This is a genomic window from Hominiventricola sp. (genome assembly GCF_057604405.1).
Genome location: NZ_DBLYVB010000001.1, coordinates 205,113 through 219,258 on the forward strand (window position 1 = coordinate 205,113; position 14,146 = coordinate 219,258).

At 46.6% G+C, this 14,146-nt stretch carries 14 protein-coding genes; 4 read left to right on the forward strand and 10 right to left on the reverse strand.

Translation table 11 applies throughout. The annotated features are described in order from the left end of the window. Positions 1-3: 3 nt before the first annotated feature. The 5 genes from ACZMB2_RS00960 to ACZMB2_RS00980 form a co-directional block, all read right to left on the reverse strand. Positions 4-2,613, reverse strand: a complete 2,610-nt coding sequence (locus ACZMB2_RS00960) for a cation-translocating P-type ATPase (RefSeq protein ID WP_487595100.1) — start codon at positions 2,611-2,613, stop codon at positions 4-6. Between the two features lie 257 nt (positions 2,614-2,870). After that, positions 2,871-4,403, reverse strand: a complete 1,533-nt coding sequence (locus ACZMB2_RS00965; protein WP_487595101.1) for an AMP-binding protein — start codon at positions 4,401-4,403, stop codon at positions 2,871-2,873. Between the two features lie 2 nt (positions 4,404-4,405). Next, positions 4,406-4,639 (reverse strand): acyl carrier protein, encoded by a 234-nt coding sequence (locus ACZMB2_RS00970; protein WP_487595102.1) that lies wholly within the window; start codon positions 4,637-4,639, stop codon positions 4,406-4,408. A 22-nt stretch (positions 4,640-4,661) separates the two neighbouring features. Further along, the gene (locus tag ACZMB2_RS00975; protein ID WP_487595291.1) at positions 4,662-6,065 is read right to left on the reverse strand and encodes a condensation domain-containing protein; all 1,404 of its coding nucleotides are present in this window, start codon (positions 6,063-6,065) and stop codon (positions 4,662-4,664) included. Continuing rightward, positions 6,065-7,009, reverse strand: a complete 945-nt coding sequence (locus ACZMB2_RS00980; RefSeq protein ID WP_487595103.1) for an alpha/beta hydrolase — start codon at positions 7,007-7,009, stop codon at positions 6,065-6,067. Before ACZMB2_RS00980 ends, ACZMB2_RS00975 begins: the two co-directional genes overlap by 1 nt. Positions 7,010-7,214: 205 nt before the next feature. Between ACZMB2_RS00980 and ACZMB2_RS00985 the strand changes: the two genes are divergently transcribed. From ACZMB2_RS00985 to ACZMB2_RS01000, 4 genes are all read left to right on the forward strand, one after another. Next, a complete protein-coding gene (locus tag ACZMB2_RS00985; RefSeq protein WP_118769477.1) occupies positions 7,215-7,829 on the forward strand; it encodes a TetR/AcrR family transcriptional regulator in 615 nt (204 codons plus the stop codon). 32 nt (positions 7,830-7,861) lie between these two features. Further along, on the forward strand, positions 7,862-8,629 hold the full coding sequence (locus tag ACZMB2_RS00990; RefSeq protein WP_487595104.1) for an inositol monophosphatase family protein: 768 nt from the start codon (positions 7,862-7,864) through the stop codon (positions 8,627-8,629). A gap of 106 nt (positions 8,630-8,735) precedes the next feature. Beyond that, on the forward strand, positions 8,736-9,572 hold the full coding sequence (locus ACZMB2_RS00995) for an AIM24 family protein (protein WP_118769475.1): 837 nt from the start codon (positions 8,736-8,738) through the stop codon (positions 9,570-9,572). An 18-nt stretch (positions 9,573-9,590) separates the two neighbouring features. Continuing rightward, positions 9,591-10,007 carry a hypothetical protein gene (locus tag ACZMB2_RS01000; protein WP_487595105.1) on the forward strand — a complete coding sequence of 139 codons (417 nt, stop codon included), beginning with the start codon at positions 9,591-9,593 and terminating at the stop codon, positions 10,005-10,007. Here the strand turns inward: ACZMB2_RS01000 and ACZMB2_RS01005 are convergent. The 5 genes from ACZMB2_RS01005 to ilvA all read right to left on the reverse strand — a co-directional run bounded on the left by ACZMB2_RS01005 (position 10,004) and on the right by ilvA (position 14,135). Next, complete coding sequence (locus tag ACZMB2_RS01005) at positions 10,004-10,729, reverse strand: tRNA lysidine(34) synthetase (protein ID WP_487595292.1); 726 nt, start codon at positions 10,727-10,729, stop codon at positions 10,004-10,006. The two genes, ACZMB2_RS01000 and ACZMB2_RS01005, sit on opposite strands and share 4 nt — an antisense overlap. A gap of 64 nt (positions 10,730-10,793) precedes the next feature. Continuing rightward, positions 10,794-11,105 carry a thioredoxin family protein gene (locus tag ACZMB2_RS01010; protein WP_118769473.1) on the reverse strand — a complete coding sequence of 104 codons (312 nt, stop codon included), beginning with the start codon at positions 11,103-11,105 and terminating at the stop codon, positions 10,794-10,796. Positions 11,106-11,187: 82 nt separating this feature from the next. Beyond that, positions 11,188-12,483, reverse strand: a complete 1,296-nt coding sequence (locus tag ACZMB2_RS01015; protein WP_487595106.1) for a homoserine dehydrogenase — start codon at positions 12,481-12,483, stop codon at positions 11,188-11,190. Next, positions 12,480-12,896 carry a C-GCAxxG-C-C family protein gene (locus ACZMB2_RS01020; protein ID WP_308459078.1) on the reverse strand — a complete coding sequence of 139 codons (417 nt, stop codon included), beginning with the start codon at positions 12,894-12,896 and terminating at the stop codon, positions 12,480-12,482. The genes ACZMB2_RS01015 and ACZMB2_RS01020 overlap by 4 nt, the downstream gene beginning before the upstream one ends. Positions 12,897-12,914: 18 nt before the next feature. Continuing rightward, positions 12,915-14,135 (reverse strand): threonine ammonia-lyase, encoded by a 1,221-nt coding sequence (gene ilvA, locus ACZMB2_RS01025; RefSeq protein WP_487595107.1) that lies wholly within the window; start codon positions 14,133-14,135, stop codon positions 12,915-12,917. Positions 14,136-14,146: the final 11 nt, after the last annotated feature.

Genomic DNA, 14,146 nt, shown 5'->3' on the forward strand with positions numbered 1-14,146 from the left:
TCCTTATTTTCCTACTTTCATACGTATCCATTTGAGCAGCTGAATGATCAGAAGACTGGCAAATGCATACAGATATACGCAGCCAAGCTGCATCAGATTCAGCGTCTCCACTTTAAACATGTGATGAAGTCCCGGAATCGTCAGTACAGCCGTAATGAGCACTGCCCCAAGGGCAAATGCTGCCTGAAGCCATTTGTTATTAAAGAACCGTTTTGTAAAGATAACCGGATGGTCTGATTTACAGTTGAATCCATGGAACAAACGTGCCAGGCAAAGTGTTCCGAAAGCATAGGTACTTCCGAGCAGCGCACCATTCTGATGATATCCAGTCAGGAATCCGACCATCGTCATTGCCCCAATCACCAGACCTTCCAGGCCGATTTTTTCAATAAAGTCTCTGGTCAGTATGGACTCGTTTGCAGATCTTGGCTTCTCATTCATCACCTCACTGTTATGGGGCTCCACACCCAGGGCAATTGCCGGAAGACTGTCCGTCAGGAGGTTAATAAACAGCAAATGTACCGGTGCAAAAGGAACCGGAAGTCCTGCAACGGATGCACAAAGGACTGTCAGAATTGCACCAAAGTTTCCTGACAGGAGAAACTGTATCGCGCGCTTGATATTCTGATATAAGTTTCGTCCATTTTCCACTGCTTTTATAATAGTTGCAAAATTGTCATCTGTAAGCACCATCGCTGCGGCATCCTTTGCAACTTCTGTTCCGGTCACTCCCATTGCAACACCAATATCTGCCTGCTTCAATGCCGGAGCATCATTCACACCATCTCCAGTCATTGCCACGATCATCCCTTTCTCCTGCCATGCTCGTACAATACGGATCTTGTGCTCCGGTGACACTCTTGCATACACAGAAACATGGGGAACAAATTCTTTCAGCTGCTCATCACTCATATTTTCAATATCAGCGCCCTCACAGGCCTCTGATAAATCATGCAAAATTCCAATTCTCTTTGCAATTGCCGCTGCTGTAATTTTATGGTCTCCCGTGATCATGACCGGTCGAATTCCTGCTTTTATACATTCTGCAACTGCTGCCCTGGATTCTTCCCTTGGCGGATCCATCATGGCAATCAGGCCAAGAAATACCAGATGTTTCTCATCTTCCGTTGTCAATACATGATTCTCCGGAATTTCACGATAGGTAAATGCCAGTACCCGTAACCCTTCCATCGAAAAATCCTGATTCTGCCGTTGGATTTCTTCTCTATCTGCTTCCGTAATTTCCCTGACTCCGTCTTTCGTCCAGATTCGCTCTGTCCGCTCCAGAAGCCGGTCGACCGCTCCTTTTACGATCATCCGGTTCTCACCATCGATTCTGTGAAGTGTTGACATCATCTTACGGTCACTGTCAAAAGGAAGTTCTCCTTTCCTCGGATAAACCTTTCTTACACTTGCGGCCTCTATTCCATATCGGCTGCCCAGATTGATCAATGCAGTTTCCGTCGGATCTCCGATTTCCACTCCATTTTCATTTGTCGAGTCATTACACAAAATGCTGTAATCCAAAAGACATCTTTGTGCCGGGTCTGCCACATCAATTGCGTCTGATGCAATCCTTTTTCCGTCAATATAATAATCTTCCACTGTCATTTTATTCTGCGTGAGCGTTCCTGTCTTGTCCGAACAAATGACAGACACGCTTCCCAGACCTTCCACAGCCTGAAGCTTACGAATGATTGCATGCTCTTTTGCCATCTTCTGGGTTCCAAAAGAAAGAACAATTGTCACGATAGAACTTAAGGCTTCCGGAATTGCTGCAACTGCAAGGGCTACTGCAAACATAAATGCACTGCTGATCTTCTCACCGCGAAGTACATTGATTCCAAACAGGATTCCGCAAAATACAATGATAAGAATGGAAAGTTTCTTTCCAAATTCATCCAGATTTGCCTGAAGGGGTGTTTGTTTTTCCGAAGTTGATTTCAAAAGTCCCGCAATCTTTCCAACCTCTGTCTGCATTCCTACATTTGTTACAACTGCTTTGCCTCGCCCATATGTCACAAAGCTGCTGGAAAACAGCATGTTTGTCCGATCACCAAGGGGTGCTTCTGTCAAAATAGTATCCATACTCTTTTCAACTGCAAGGCTTTCGCCGGTAAGGGCACTCTCATCAGCCTTAAGACTGGCATTTTCAATCAGCCTTCCGTCTGCCGGAATCATATCACCTGCTTCAAGCAGGATCACATCTCCAACAACCAGCTCTCTGGCCGGGAGCTGTACCGTTACCCCATCACGCAATACCTTTGCCTCCGGACAGGCAAGCTTCTTTAAACTCTGCAGGGACTGTTCCGCTTTTACTGTCTGCACAGTTCCCAAAATCGCATTGATCGTAACGACAATCACGATAACTGCTGCACTTTCCGCATCTCCAAGGATTCCGGATATCACTGCCGATGCAATTAGGATCAGTACTAAAAAATCCTTATACTGCTCAAGGAAAATCTGCAAAATGCTTTTTTTCTTTCCTTCTGCAAGCTCATTCCATCCACATTTCGTTCTGGCCCTTTGGACCTCTTCACTGGTAAGCCCTGATTTCCTGCTTTCCACACGATCGAAAACTTCTTCAACTGTCTGTTGATAAATTTCCTTCATTACTTTTGCCTCCTTTTGCAAACTTATAACAACTGTAATTCTGATGCAAGGAAAGGTTTTTTTTATAAAATGATATAAAAAAAGAGACCTTTATTGCATCACAAATAATGCAATAAAAGTCTCACCATTTTCTTGCAGTACCGGGTGTCTCCACCGTACTGACGACACTGCAAACGCGGATTCCCAAACGTAGGTTACTCCCCTTTATCGGGATACATGATATAACAAAGTCACCCCTGTGTCAAGGTACTTTATGCTTAATACCGCTTAATTTTCTTCGACGGTGTCTTTGGAAACTCTGTATTTCTGACCTTCAGTCGATAAATCCGCTTATACGCCGGTGCCTGCTCATTATAGCCATCGATAAGTTTCTGGAGCGCCTCTGTGATGCTGTTTTCAGCAAGTCCCTGGGCTTTCATCTCCTCTTCGTCCGGGAAAACTTCCGCTTCAATGACACCTTCTGCCTCCCGTACCAGAATCTCCCTGATCAGGGGCTGTTCCAACAGCTTATTTTCCAGTTCTTCCGGTGAAACATTTTCCCCATTCTTCGTAATGATGAGGTTCTTCTTTCTTCCGGTCAGGAAAAGGAAACCGTCTTCGTCCACATATCCCAGATCTCCGGTCAGAAGCCAGCCATTCTGTAATGTTTCCGCTGTCTCCTCCGGCATCTGATAATATCCCTGCATGACGCTGCTGCCGCGCACCTGCAGTTCTCCATCCACCACTCTTGCCTCACAATTAGGAAGGAGCTGTCCTACAGAACCTTTTCGGATATTCCAGCTCAACGTCGTGCTGATCACCGGGGAACATTCTGTCATACCGTATCCCTGCAAAATGGCAATGTCATATTTTGCAAACAGATCCAAAAGCTCCGGCTGGAGATAGGCCCCACCGCTGCAGATCGTGTGGAATTGTTCTCCAAATACTGCTTCTTTCACCATTTTCGGATCTTTATCTCCTGCTGCCGCCAGCTTTTTCGCCAGGGTTTCAATCATCATGGGCACCATGAGCATGATGTTTGGCCGAAACAGTTTGATATTGGCCGCCATTCGGAACAGGGAATCATTAATACAGATCACAGATCCGCTTGAAATACCTTTTAAAATATCCATGCTCAGACAATAAGCGTGATGAACCGGCAGCACAGAGAGAAGCACACTTCGTTCCGGAAATTTCATATCCAGACAGGTGGCATTTTCTGCAAGATTCCGATGGGTAAGCATAACCCCCTTACTCTTTCCGGTAGTACCGGAGGTAAAGAGAATAGAAGCCAGCTGATCCGGCTGCAGATCCGCCTTCGCACCAGTTCCCGGTTCCATCTCCTCCAGTGTCATTTCCATCAGCTTCGGCAAAGCCAGGATGCCATCTCCATCTTCTGTCTTCTGCATGGAAATAAGATACCGAAGCTTTGGACACTGGATTCTTGCTGCTTCCAGCACATCTTTTCTTGCTTCATCTGCCACCAGAACCACTGCATCTGCACGGTCGACAAGTTCACAGACATCTGCAGCCGGAAGGGATACATCCAGCGGTACTGCCACACTTCCACTGTTCACCGTTCCAAAATAGGACAGAATCCACTCATAGGAAGTAGGACCAATCAGTGCCACATGCCCGCCTCTGACCTTCAGTGTTTCCAGAAGATCAGAAAAATGCTCGCTGTCTTTTCGAAGATCCGTATAACTTTTCTCAGCAACCGTGCCTTTTCCTGACTTATAACGAATGACAATTTCCTCTCCCCAGGTTTCTTCCGCCTGTACCAACAATTCCCGCATGGTGCTTGCCTTCATATCTACTCCTCTCCGGTCAGCTTCTCCAGATAGTCCACTGCCTCCTGCACGGTGCGGATACCTGCTGCTGTCTGCTGATCTACTTCCACTTCAAAGGTATCCTCCAGTTCTCCAAGCATGCTCATAAAATCAAAGGACGTAAATCCCAGGTCTTCCATAAAACGGGATTCCGGCTGAATCTGCTCAGGCTCTACTTCCACATAATTACAAATAATTTCTTTTAACTGTTCCAGCATTTCTTTTTCTCCCCTTTTTTCTTTATACCTGTGCCATCAGATCACCGATGGTCATATCCGGTGACTCAATGCCCCGGAACAAGATTCTGCACAGATAATAGTAGAAATATTCCAGCTTTTCTCTGGTCACGGCTTTCACCTGATGTTCAAAATTAAAATCCAGTCCATTATCATCCGGCCGGTGCATGACGGTCAGGTACATGGCCTGGGTAGTTGCTCCGTTTGGATACCACTTGGTCTTGTATTTGATACCGCCCAGATCATCAAGTCTTTTATCTTTCAGCGTCATGGGCTGATAGGTCAGTGACATGGGTTCATAGGTTTCTCCACCCGGATGCGGATACTTTCTTCCCCGATATGCAAAATAAGCTACCGGGTCATAATTGGCATGGCGGAAATATTCATTCTGCAGATCACGTATTTCAAAGAGTCCCTGCAGGAATGTCTTATCCGGTGTAATGATCGTGCGGAATGGGAAAGAATGAATCCTGGTTCCGCCGGATTTTTTTTCTTTTAAGGTAGCACGACGGGCAATGGCCGTATTGATGGAAACATCATCATTCCCATTCATTTTCTGATAGTAGGTCCGAAGTCCCATGAGCAGGAGACTCGCCAGGGAAATATGCTGCTGCTCGCAGAATTTCATCAGCCGCTCCGTCGGCTCAGCTTCCAGATGGAAGATATCCAGAGCGGAATCCACGCTATCAGATACATTGACTGCCGCTCTGGCATTGGGATTTCCGGTTTTTTCCCGTTCTGCTTTCAATGCACCGTCTCCGTCAATGCCGTTGTAAATCGGCTCCGGCATCTCATCAATCAGCTTCTGGAAATAAGCCTCGTCCCGCTCTTTTGCTTTGCTGCCCATCTCATAAGCCAGGTCTTTTTTCAGCTGCTCCACATAGGACGCCATCTCCTTTGGTGCCGGAACACCCTCATATTTCTGACTGCAGTAAAGCTCAATCACATCTCTTAAAAAACAGATCAAAGACTGGGCATCCATCGTTCTGTGGTCTGCCAGGAAATAGATTCCTTCATAACTATCCGGTGTCTTAATCATGACAATCCGGTTCATGGGAGAATCCTGCGGCTTAAAGGGAACCGCTGTCCATGCAGTCATGGTTTTCTCCGCTTCCTCCATGGTTCCATTGGAGAAATCCACGTATTCAATATCCCGTTCCTCTTTGTCTGCCACATACTGATACCAGGTACCCTGTTTGTCCTGGGCAAAGCGAAGTCTCATGGACTCGCATCGGTCATAGGCCTGATAAATAGCTTTCTTCAGCAGCTCCATATCCAGCTCCATCTCAATGGTCAGACTGGTACCGATATTCAGAACTTCTTTCTTCGGGCAGAAATTCTGATAGAAAAAATGAAATTTCTGTGCGGCAGTCAGCGGATACACCGGATGACCTTTTCTCTTTCTCATCATTTGATAATCCCTCCAATCAATGCATCCAGCGCTGCCTCATAGGCTGCCGGATCTTTATAATAACTCTCTGCGTGGGCAGCGCCCTCCACAATCAGTTTTTTCTTATTTTCACATGCATAATTCTGATAAATGCGGTCGCACATACTGCACGGTACAAACGTATCTCCGGAGCCATGAATCAAAAGTGCCGGAACGGTGGCTTTTCTTACCTCTCTTGCAGAATTGCAGTCATCAAGCCCGTACCCTGCTTTCTTCCGATTCACCATACTGGCAATCTGAATCATGGGGAATGCCGGCAGATGATACATAGAATGAAGTACATGGGTAAAAACTTCTTTCGCCGATGTAAATCCGCAGTCTGATATAATGCCTTTTACCTGGGCAGGCAGTTCCAGTCCGGTGGCCATCAATACTGTGGCTCCCCCCATGGAAGTTCCATGAAGAAGAATCTCTGCATCATCCCCTGCCTTATGAATCATCCAGCGAATCCAGCAGAGGGCATCATACCGGTCCAGACATCCGAATCCGATATACGTGCCTTCACTTCTTCCATGAGCTCTGGCATCCGGCAATAACATGGAAAATCCATGACGCAGATAATAATCAGAAAGACCAATATAATCGCTCATACCCTGACTGGTATATCCGTGGAAACAGATCACGATCTTTTTCTCATCGCCGTTTGGTATATAAGTTCCCCGCAGCCGCAGTCCGTCTCTGGAACGGATGGACACATCCTCCCGCGGACGCGCCAGAAACTTTTCTTTCCGCTCTTTCAAAAGATCCTCATACTGGCTCCAGTCAGTACCTGCCATCTTTATCGTGCGTTCCGTACTTGCCATCCCACGTTTCATGGTTCTTTTATAAAAGTAAGCAGAACTTCCTGCTTCTGCCACAGACAGAAGACTTAGCAGAATTCCAGCTTTTTTCCATTTATGCACCGGATTTTCCTCCTTGTTCTTTTTCGACTATCGGTCGAACTTGTTTGATTATTAAATTAGCATCTTTTCGACCAGCGGTCAATATGATTTTTGCACAGTTTATTTTCGACTGGCAGTCGATTATTATGGCAATATTCCAGGTTGGCGGTTTTCTTCTACATATGCTATACTAATAAGGATTTTCAGACGAAGGAGAACGATAGAAATGTCCAAGACTCAGAAATACGATATGATTCTGGATGCGCTCCAGTCTCTGTTGGAGCAGAAAGATATACAGACCATCTCCGTCAGTGAGATTGCCCAGACTGCCGGGATTGGAAAAGGAAGCATCTATTATTATTTTCCATCCAAGGATGCCATGCTGGAAGCACTGGTAGAGCGAAGCTATGAAAAACCTCTGCTGACCGCAAAACATCTGGCTGACCAGACGGAAATATCTCCATTTACGCGGATGGCCATGATTTTTCAAGCCTGCCACAGCTCTTCTCTGGAATTCCGCAAAAGTGATCACACCTCTTCCGCTGCCAATGCACCGGAGAATGCCTACATTCATCAAAAATTTCTGAATCATCTGATTACAGAATTAAAGCCCACCCTCACCCGGATTATATCCCAGGGTATTGAGGACGGGCTCATTGACTTTGACAATCCCGAAGCTCTCTCCGAGATCGCATTGATTGTACTTGCAGTAAAGATTGATAATACGCTGGTTCCTTCCACGCCGGAGGAGATTCATCAGACCATTCAGGGACTGGTCTCTCTCATGGAACGGGGCACCGGCAATCCGGAAGGAACATTGAATTTTTTGAAAATCCTTTAAATTTCCAACAGAACAAGGAGTATCCCATGAATATGAACGAAAAAGAAATCATAGAGCTGGTACACAGCACAAAATCCATTATTTACAACAAAGAACTGGCTCATGCGGTCACCGTCAAGGGTGCTGCGGACTATGTAACCAAAGTGGATGTTGCCGTCCAGGAATATTTACGAAAAGAACTGGATGCCCGGACACCTGACGTCATTCTCCTTGCAGAGGAGCAGGAAAATAATAATCTGGATCCGGAAAAATCCTACTGGATTCTCGATCCCATTGACGGTACCACTAACCTGATTCATGATTACCGCATGAGCGCAGTTTCTCTTGGACTTTATGAGAATGGACAGATGACCTTCGGCGTGGTCTACAATCCGTTTACGGAAGAAACCTTCCATGCTTCTCTTGGAAAAGGAGCATTCTTAAACGGCGAACCCATCCATGTATCCCATCGGGAAGCCCTTGATACCTGTATTATTGCCTTTGGCTCTGCGCCTTATGAAAAAGAGCGGGCTTCCATGTTATTTCCCATCTTCCAGCGAGTTTTCATGGAAACCGCTGATTTCCGCAGAAGTGCTTCTGCTGCCCTGGATCTCTGCTACCTGGCTGCCGGACGCATCGATGGATTCTTCGAGCTGAACTTAAAACCGTGGGATTACGCTGCTGGTTCCCTGATCATCGAAGAGGCAGGCGGAAAGATCACCGACTGGAACGGCACCCGCCTTCCCTTCCTCGCTAATTCCGATATACTCACCTGCACACCGGAGATTTATGAACGGATTAAGAAACTGCTGAAGCATTAAACTATGAACTTCATTCTTTTTTCAGATTTATTTTCTCCTCAAATACGTTATAATAGTCTTATACATACTTTCATGATTCATTTTATATCAAAAAAGGGAGGTTCCAATGAAGATCGTCAATTTAGAAAACGAAAACAGAAAATTTGTCAAAACTGTAAATAATTTTCATGTACTGGAATACATACAGGATGCCAGCGTGTCTCCCATGAACGCCCAGACAGAATATTTTATGAGCCAGATGAATGTCAGAAGACGTCAGATAGTCATCGAACTCGACAAGGAACACTCTGCCATTATCCAGGCTGGTGCCATGCAGTGGATGGGCGGTGATATTCAGGCAACTACCGGAGTAAAAGGTATTGGTGATTTATTTGGGAAAGCCTTAAAAGGCGCTGTCACCAAGGAAACCGCCATCAAACCAGAATATGTCGGCAATGGCTATCTGGTTCTGGAGCCTACCTATAAATACATTCTTTTAAAAGATATTTCTGAATGGGGTTCTTCCGGGATGACCATCGAAGACGGCATGTTTCTTGCCTGTGATTCCCACGTTCAGAACAAAATAGTTGCAAGAAAAAATGTATCATCCGCAGTTCTCGGAGGTGAAGGATTTTTTAATCTCAGCCTGCATGGTACCGGTACGGTTGCTCTGGAAAGCAATGTGCCGGAAGAGGAACTGATTGAGATCATTCTGGAAGACGATGAACTGAAAATTGATGGAAATCTGGCCGTGTGCTGGTCATCTGACCTTGATTTCACCGTAGAACGAACCACAAAAACCCTGGTCGGATCAGCTGTCAGCGGAGAAGGCCTTGTGAATGTATACCGCGGAACCGGCCGTGTCCTGATGAGTCCTGTTGCTCCTACTTCTTCCCTGTTCGAAGCCACAAACACTCTTGCTGCAAAAACAGCTGCCAAAAACAGCAATACATTAGGAAAATGATTTTAACAGGGAAAAAATATGGCATATAATTTTGAAAAAGAAAAAAGAGAAGCCATTGATGCCGGCAACAAAGCATTGAAAAGCCTTCATACCGCAAAGGAAAATCTGGACAGTGCCCACAACTGGGGGCTTTTTGATATGTTCGCCGGAGGACTTATCTCCAGTCTGGCAAAGCGCTCCAAAATGAACCAGGCCCGCCAGCATATGGAGCAGGCCAAATGGGATCTGCGAAATTTCAGCGAGGAACTGAAAGATGTGAATATGATTTCTCATCTGGACATTGAGACCGATGATTTTCTCTCTTTTGCCGACTGGTTCTTTGACGGCTTTTTCGTAGACTGGATGGTACAGGACCGCATCAATACCGCCAGAGACCAGGTGGAGGAAGCGATCCAGCGCCTGAAAGTGATTCTGCGGGAATTGGAAAACAGTTAAACTCCCGGCAGAGCCCAGTCCTCAATTTTTCCTTCCGTAATGGCATGGAACAATCGTTCCTTGGTGCCCGGATGCTCTCTCTGTAATTGTGCCACCAGAGCTTTCGCATAAGCACGTTTCGTTGTTCCGTCAATCGGGCAGGGGCTTTTCAACACCGGAAACTCCTGCCTTTTTACAAAACCTTTGACCTGCGATTCTTCCACCAGCATCAATGGACGAATGACTCGCAGGTTTTTATCTTCAAAAAGGGTTACCGGCGGAAACGCATAAAATTTTCCCTGAAAAATCATGGACATGAGCATGGTTTCCACAAAATCATCTTTGTGATGCGCATAGGCAATCCGGGTGCAGCCAAGCCGGACAGCCTCGTCCACCAGCGCTCCCTTTCGAAGCTTCGCGCATAAAGAGCAGGGATTGCTCTCCTTCCGCTCTTCCATAACAATCTTTCCAATCTGCGTGGAAATCAGTGTCAGCGGCACATCCAGATTTCTGCAGAATTCATCGATTCCCGTAAAATCCGTATTGTCATAACCAAGATCCACACAGATCGCGCAGACCGTAAAATGCTTCGGGTAAAACTGCGATAACTTTTTCAGTGCATAGAGAAGCGTCAGACTGTCCTTCCCGCCGGACACTCCCACTGCAATTTTGTCTCCCTCTGCAATCATGTTGTATCGGTCCACCGCCTGGCGGATAAGACTTAAAAGCTTTTGAAGCTGCATAGGTACTCCTTTCTCTCCCACAGAAAAAGAGGCGCGGTTTACCGCAGCCTCTTTTTCCATTCTTTTACATCTCCAGAAATTCCAGGATCTCTTCCAGTGGATGAAATCCTGTGATTCTCCGGAATATCTGCTCACCGTTCATGATCAGCATGGTAGGTACCTGCATAACCTGAAACTGTTCTGCCAGCCGTGGTTCCTCATCCACATTGACTTTGCAGAATTTCACATCGCAGGCTTCCTCCGCTGCCTGTTCTAAAACGGGAAGCTGTGCTTTACAGGGGCCGCACCAGTCTGCATAGAAATCCAGCAGTACTGGCACACCTGCCTCTGTCACTTCAGTCTGAAAACTGTCCCCGGCAATCTTCTTGATTTCCAATCGGCACACTCCTTTCTGAACTGCACAGTAGCAGTGTACCCCAAATTTGCCCAAAGCATCCGCAGACCTTCACAGCCCCTTTTTATTTCTGAGTGTAAACACGGATCACGGAAGCAACCTCACGAATCATGGACATTTCGCCAAAAATCATCATTGCATCGTTAAGATGTCTGGTCTCCACTTTATCGGTAATGACAACAAGCTCTGCCACACCGTTCACTGCCGGTTTCTGGATCACCTGATTGATGCTGACGCCGTTGTTTCCAAGAACACCTGCCACACCTGCCAGAATGCCGGTGCGGTCCTCTACGATGAGACGCAGAAAATATTTGTGTCTTGCCTCTCCTGCCGGTTTCATAGACAGGTTCTTATAGCAGCTGCAGCCGATCCGTCCGCAGCAGTCATACTGCATATCTCGTGCCACACTGATCAGATCACCAACAACCGCACTTGCTGTCGGGAACTCGCCGGCTCCTCTTCCCTGGAACATGGCATCATCTACAGCATCACCATGTACAAAGACTGCATTAAAGGAATCATTGACATTGGCCAGCGGATGGGTACTCGGAATCATCATCGGAGAAACCCCGACTTCCATCTTGCCCTCTTCGTTTCTTGCCACACCGAGAAGCTTCAGTGTATAACCAAACTCTTTGGCATACTGAATATCTTTTGCAGTAATCTTGGTAATTCCCTTTACATCCACATCTTTAAATGTCACTCTGGAATGGAATGCGATGGAAGCAAGAATTGCCATCTTACGCCCTGCGTCAAGTCCCTCCACATCTGCAGTCGGATCTGCCTCTGCAAATCCCAGTCTCTGTGCTTCTTTGAGGGCGTCATCAAAATCCCAGCCTTCCTGGGTCATTTTGGTCAGAATATAGTTGGTCGTACCGTTGACAATTCCCATTACCTCAGTAATCTCATTGCCTGCCAGACACTCTTTCAAGGGGCGGATAATGGGAATTCCGCCGCCTACTGCTGCTTCAAAACAAAGATCGCAGTGATTTCTCTCCGCAGCCTCCATCAGTTCCTGTCCGTGCTCTGCCAGCAGATCCTTGTTGGCAGTCACTACATTTTTGCCTGCTTCCAACGCCTGCAGAATATAGGTTCTTGCCGGCTCCACTCCGCCCATCAGCTCGATCACAATGCTGATCTCCGGATCATGAATGATGCCTTCCCAGTCATCGGTCAGTACTTCAGACGGAATCCCCTCTCTTTTCTTCTGCAGATTCTTTACCAGAACTTTTGTAATCTTCAGTTCAGCACCTACTTTATCCGGCATCTCAGCAGCTCTTCTTTCTACCAGCTTGTAGACGCCGCCGCCTACGGTTCCGGCACCCAGAAGTGCCGCCTTGATTTCCTTATATTTGCTCATTCTTCTCCTCCAAACAGTACATTTTCCACAATGGCAGCTGCATCCATGATACAGTCTGCACAGGAATGAATCGGCGTTCCGGTTGTGATACCTTTCAGCTCACAACATACAGTGGATCCGCATTTCTCGCGGAACTGATTTACCATGGTTTTGGACAGCTGATAAGTTCTCCCCTTCGTCTTCGGTGCATCAATAGCTCCGTCACTGTTCTTAAGTCCTGCCAAAAGCACTGCTCCCGACAAAGCGCCACAGGTTGCCTGCATTCCACCCATTCCTGCACCAAATCCTTCTGTCATGCGGAAAATATCTTCTTCCTTATAACCAAGAAGATCACAGTAAGTACAGGCCACTGCCTGTGCACAGTTAAATCCTTTGTCATGTCTTACGATGGTATCCTTAATTCTGCTGTCCATAATTTTCTCTCCTGCTTCCTAGATATTTACACTAATGTTTTTTGGAGTATATCCATTCTCCTGCAGCGCTTTGATGATCCGTTGCTTGTGTTCGCTTCCAAATGCCTCCAGCGTGATCTTCAGCTCTACAGCTGCATTTCTGTTGATGCTGACAAACTGATTGTGATCCAGACGGATGACATTACCCTGTTCTTTAGCAATAACGGATGCCACGCGCACCAGCTCACCCGGCTTATCCGGAAGCAGTACCGAGATGGAGAAAATACGATCTCTCTGAATCAGTCCGTGCTGTACCACAGAAGACATGGTGATAATATCCATATTGCCACCACTTAAAATGCAGACAATTTTTTTATTTTTCACATTCAGATGCTTCAGGGCTGCCACGCTTAACAGTCCGGAGCCTTCCACGATCATTTTGTGATTCTCTACCATGTCAAGGAATGCAACGATCAGTTCGTCATCCGGCACAGAAATGACCTGGTCGATATTCTTCTGGATGTACGGGAAGATCTTCTCGCCCGGTTTTCTGACAGCGGTACCATCTGCAATGGTTGCACTGTGGTCAAGACAGATTACCTCGCCTTTTTTCAGAGACTGTTCCATACAGTTTGCACCGGTTGGCTCCACACCGATCACTTTAATCTTCGAATTCAGCATTTTTGCCAGCGTTGCCACACCAGATGCGAGTCCGCCTCCTCCGATGGGAACCAGAATGTAGTCTACCAGAGGAAGTTCCTTGAAAATCTCCATGGAGATGGTTCCCTGTCCGGTTGCCACATCCAGATCATCAAATGGATGAATAAAGGTATAGCCATGCTCCTTGGAAAGCTCGACTGCATGCGCGCATGCCTCATCATAATCATTTCCGTAGAGAACAACCTCTGCACCATACTCTTTGGTATGATTTACTTTAATCAGCGGTGTTGTAGTCGGCATTACGATAACAGCTTTGCAGCCATACTCTCTTGCCGCATAGGCTACTCCCTGGGCATGGTTTCCTGCTGATGCAGTAATCAAGCCTTTCTGACGGTCTTCCTCACTTAAGGTGCTGATCTTATAGTAGGCCCCACGGATTTTAAAAGCGCCGGTCTTCTGCATATTTTCCGGTTTCAGGTATACCTTGTTTCCGGTCTGTTCGCTGAAGCACTGACTGTACATCAAGCCGGTCTTATTGGTGACCTTACCCACGATCTCGCAGGCCTCCTCAAATTTTTCCAAAGTCATTTTGTCTGCCATTGGTGTTTCCT

What these genes read in the sequence shown, in the direction of transcription:
- ACZMB2_RS00960 (WP_487595100.1), bottom strand. Translation starts at nt 2,613, where the DNA reads ATGAAGGAAATTTATCAACAGACAGTTGAAGAAGTTTTCGATCGTGTG.
- ACZMB2_RS00995 (WP_118769475.1), top strand. Translation starts at nt 8,736, where the DNA reads ATGAAGATCGTCAATTTAGAAAACGAAAACAGAAAATTTGTCAAAACT.
- ACZMB2_RS00985 (WP_118769477.1), top strand. Translation starts at nt 7,215, where the DNA reads ATGTCCAAGACTCAGAAATACGATATGATTCTGGATGCGCTCCAGTCT.
- ACZMB2_RS00970 (WP_487595102.1), bottom strand. Translation starts at nt 4,639, where the DNA reads ATGCTGGAACAGTTAAAAGAAATTATTTGTAATTATGTGGAAGTAGAG.
- ilvA (WP_487595107.1), bottom strand. Translation starts at nt 14,135, where the DNA reads ATGGCAGACAAAATGACTTTGGAAAAATTTGAGGAGGCCTGCGAGATC.
- ACZMB2_RS01020 (WP_308459078.1), bottom strand. Translation starts at nt 12,896, where the DNA reads ATGGACAGCAGAATTAAGGATACCATCGTAAGACATGACAAAGGATTT.
- ACZMB2_RS01005 (WP_487595292.1), bottom strand. Translation starts at nt 10,729, where the DNA reads ATGCAGCTTCAAAAGCTTTTAAGTCTTATCCGCCAGGCGGTGGACCGA.
- ACZMB2_RS01000 (WP_487595105.1), top strand. Translation starts at nt 9,591, where the DNA reads ATGGCATATAATTTTGAAAAAGAAAAAAGAGAAGCCATTGATGCCGGC.
- ACZMB2_RS01015 (WP_487595106.1), bottom strand. Translation starts at nt 12,483, where the DNA reads ATGAGCAAATATAAGGAAATCAAGGCGGCACTTCTGGGTGCCGGAACC.
- ACZMB2_RS00990 (WP_487595104.1), top strand. Translation starts at nt 7,862, where the DNA reads ATGAACGAAAAAGAAATCATAGAGCTGGTACACAGCACAAAATCCATT.
- ACZMB2_RS00965 (WP_487595101.1), bottom strand. Translation starts at nt 4,403, where the DNA reads ATGAAGGCAAGCACCATGCGGGAATTGTTGGTACAGGCGGAAGAAACC.
- ACZMB2_RS00975 (WP_487595291.1), bottom strand. Translation starts at nt 6,065, where the DNA reads ATGAGAAAGAGAAAAGGTCATCCGGTGTATCCGCTGACTGCCGCACAG.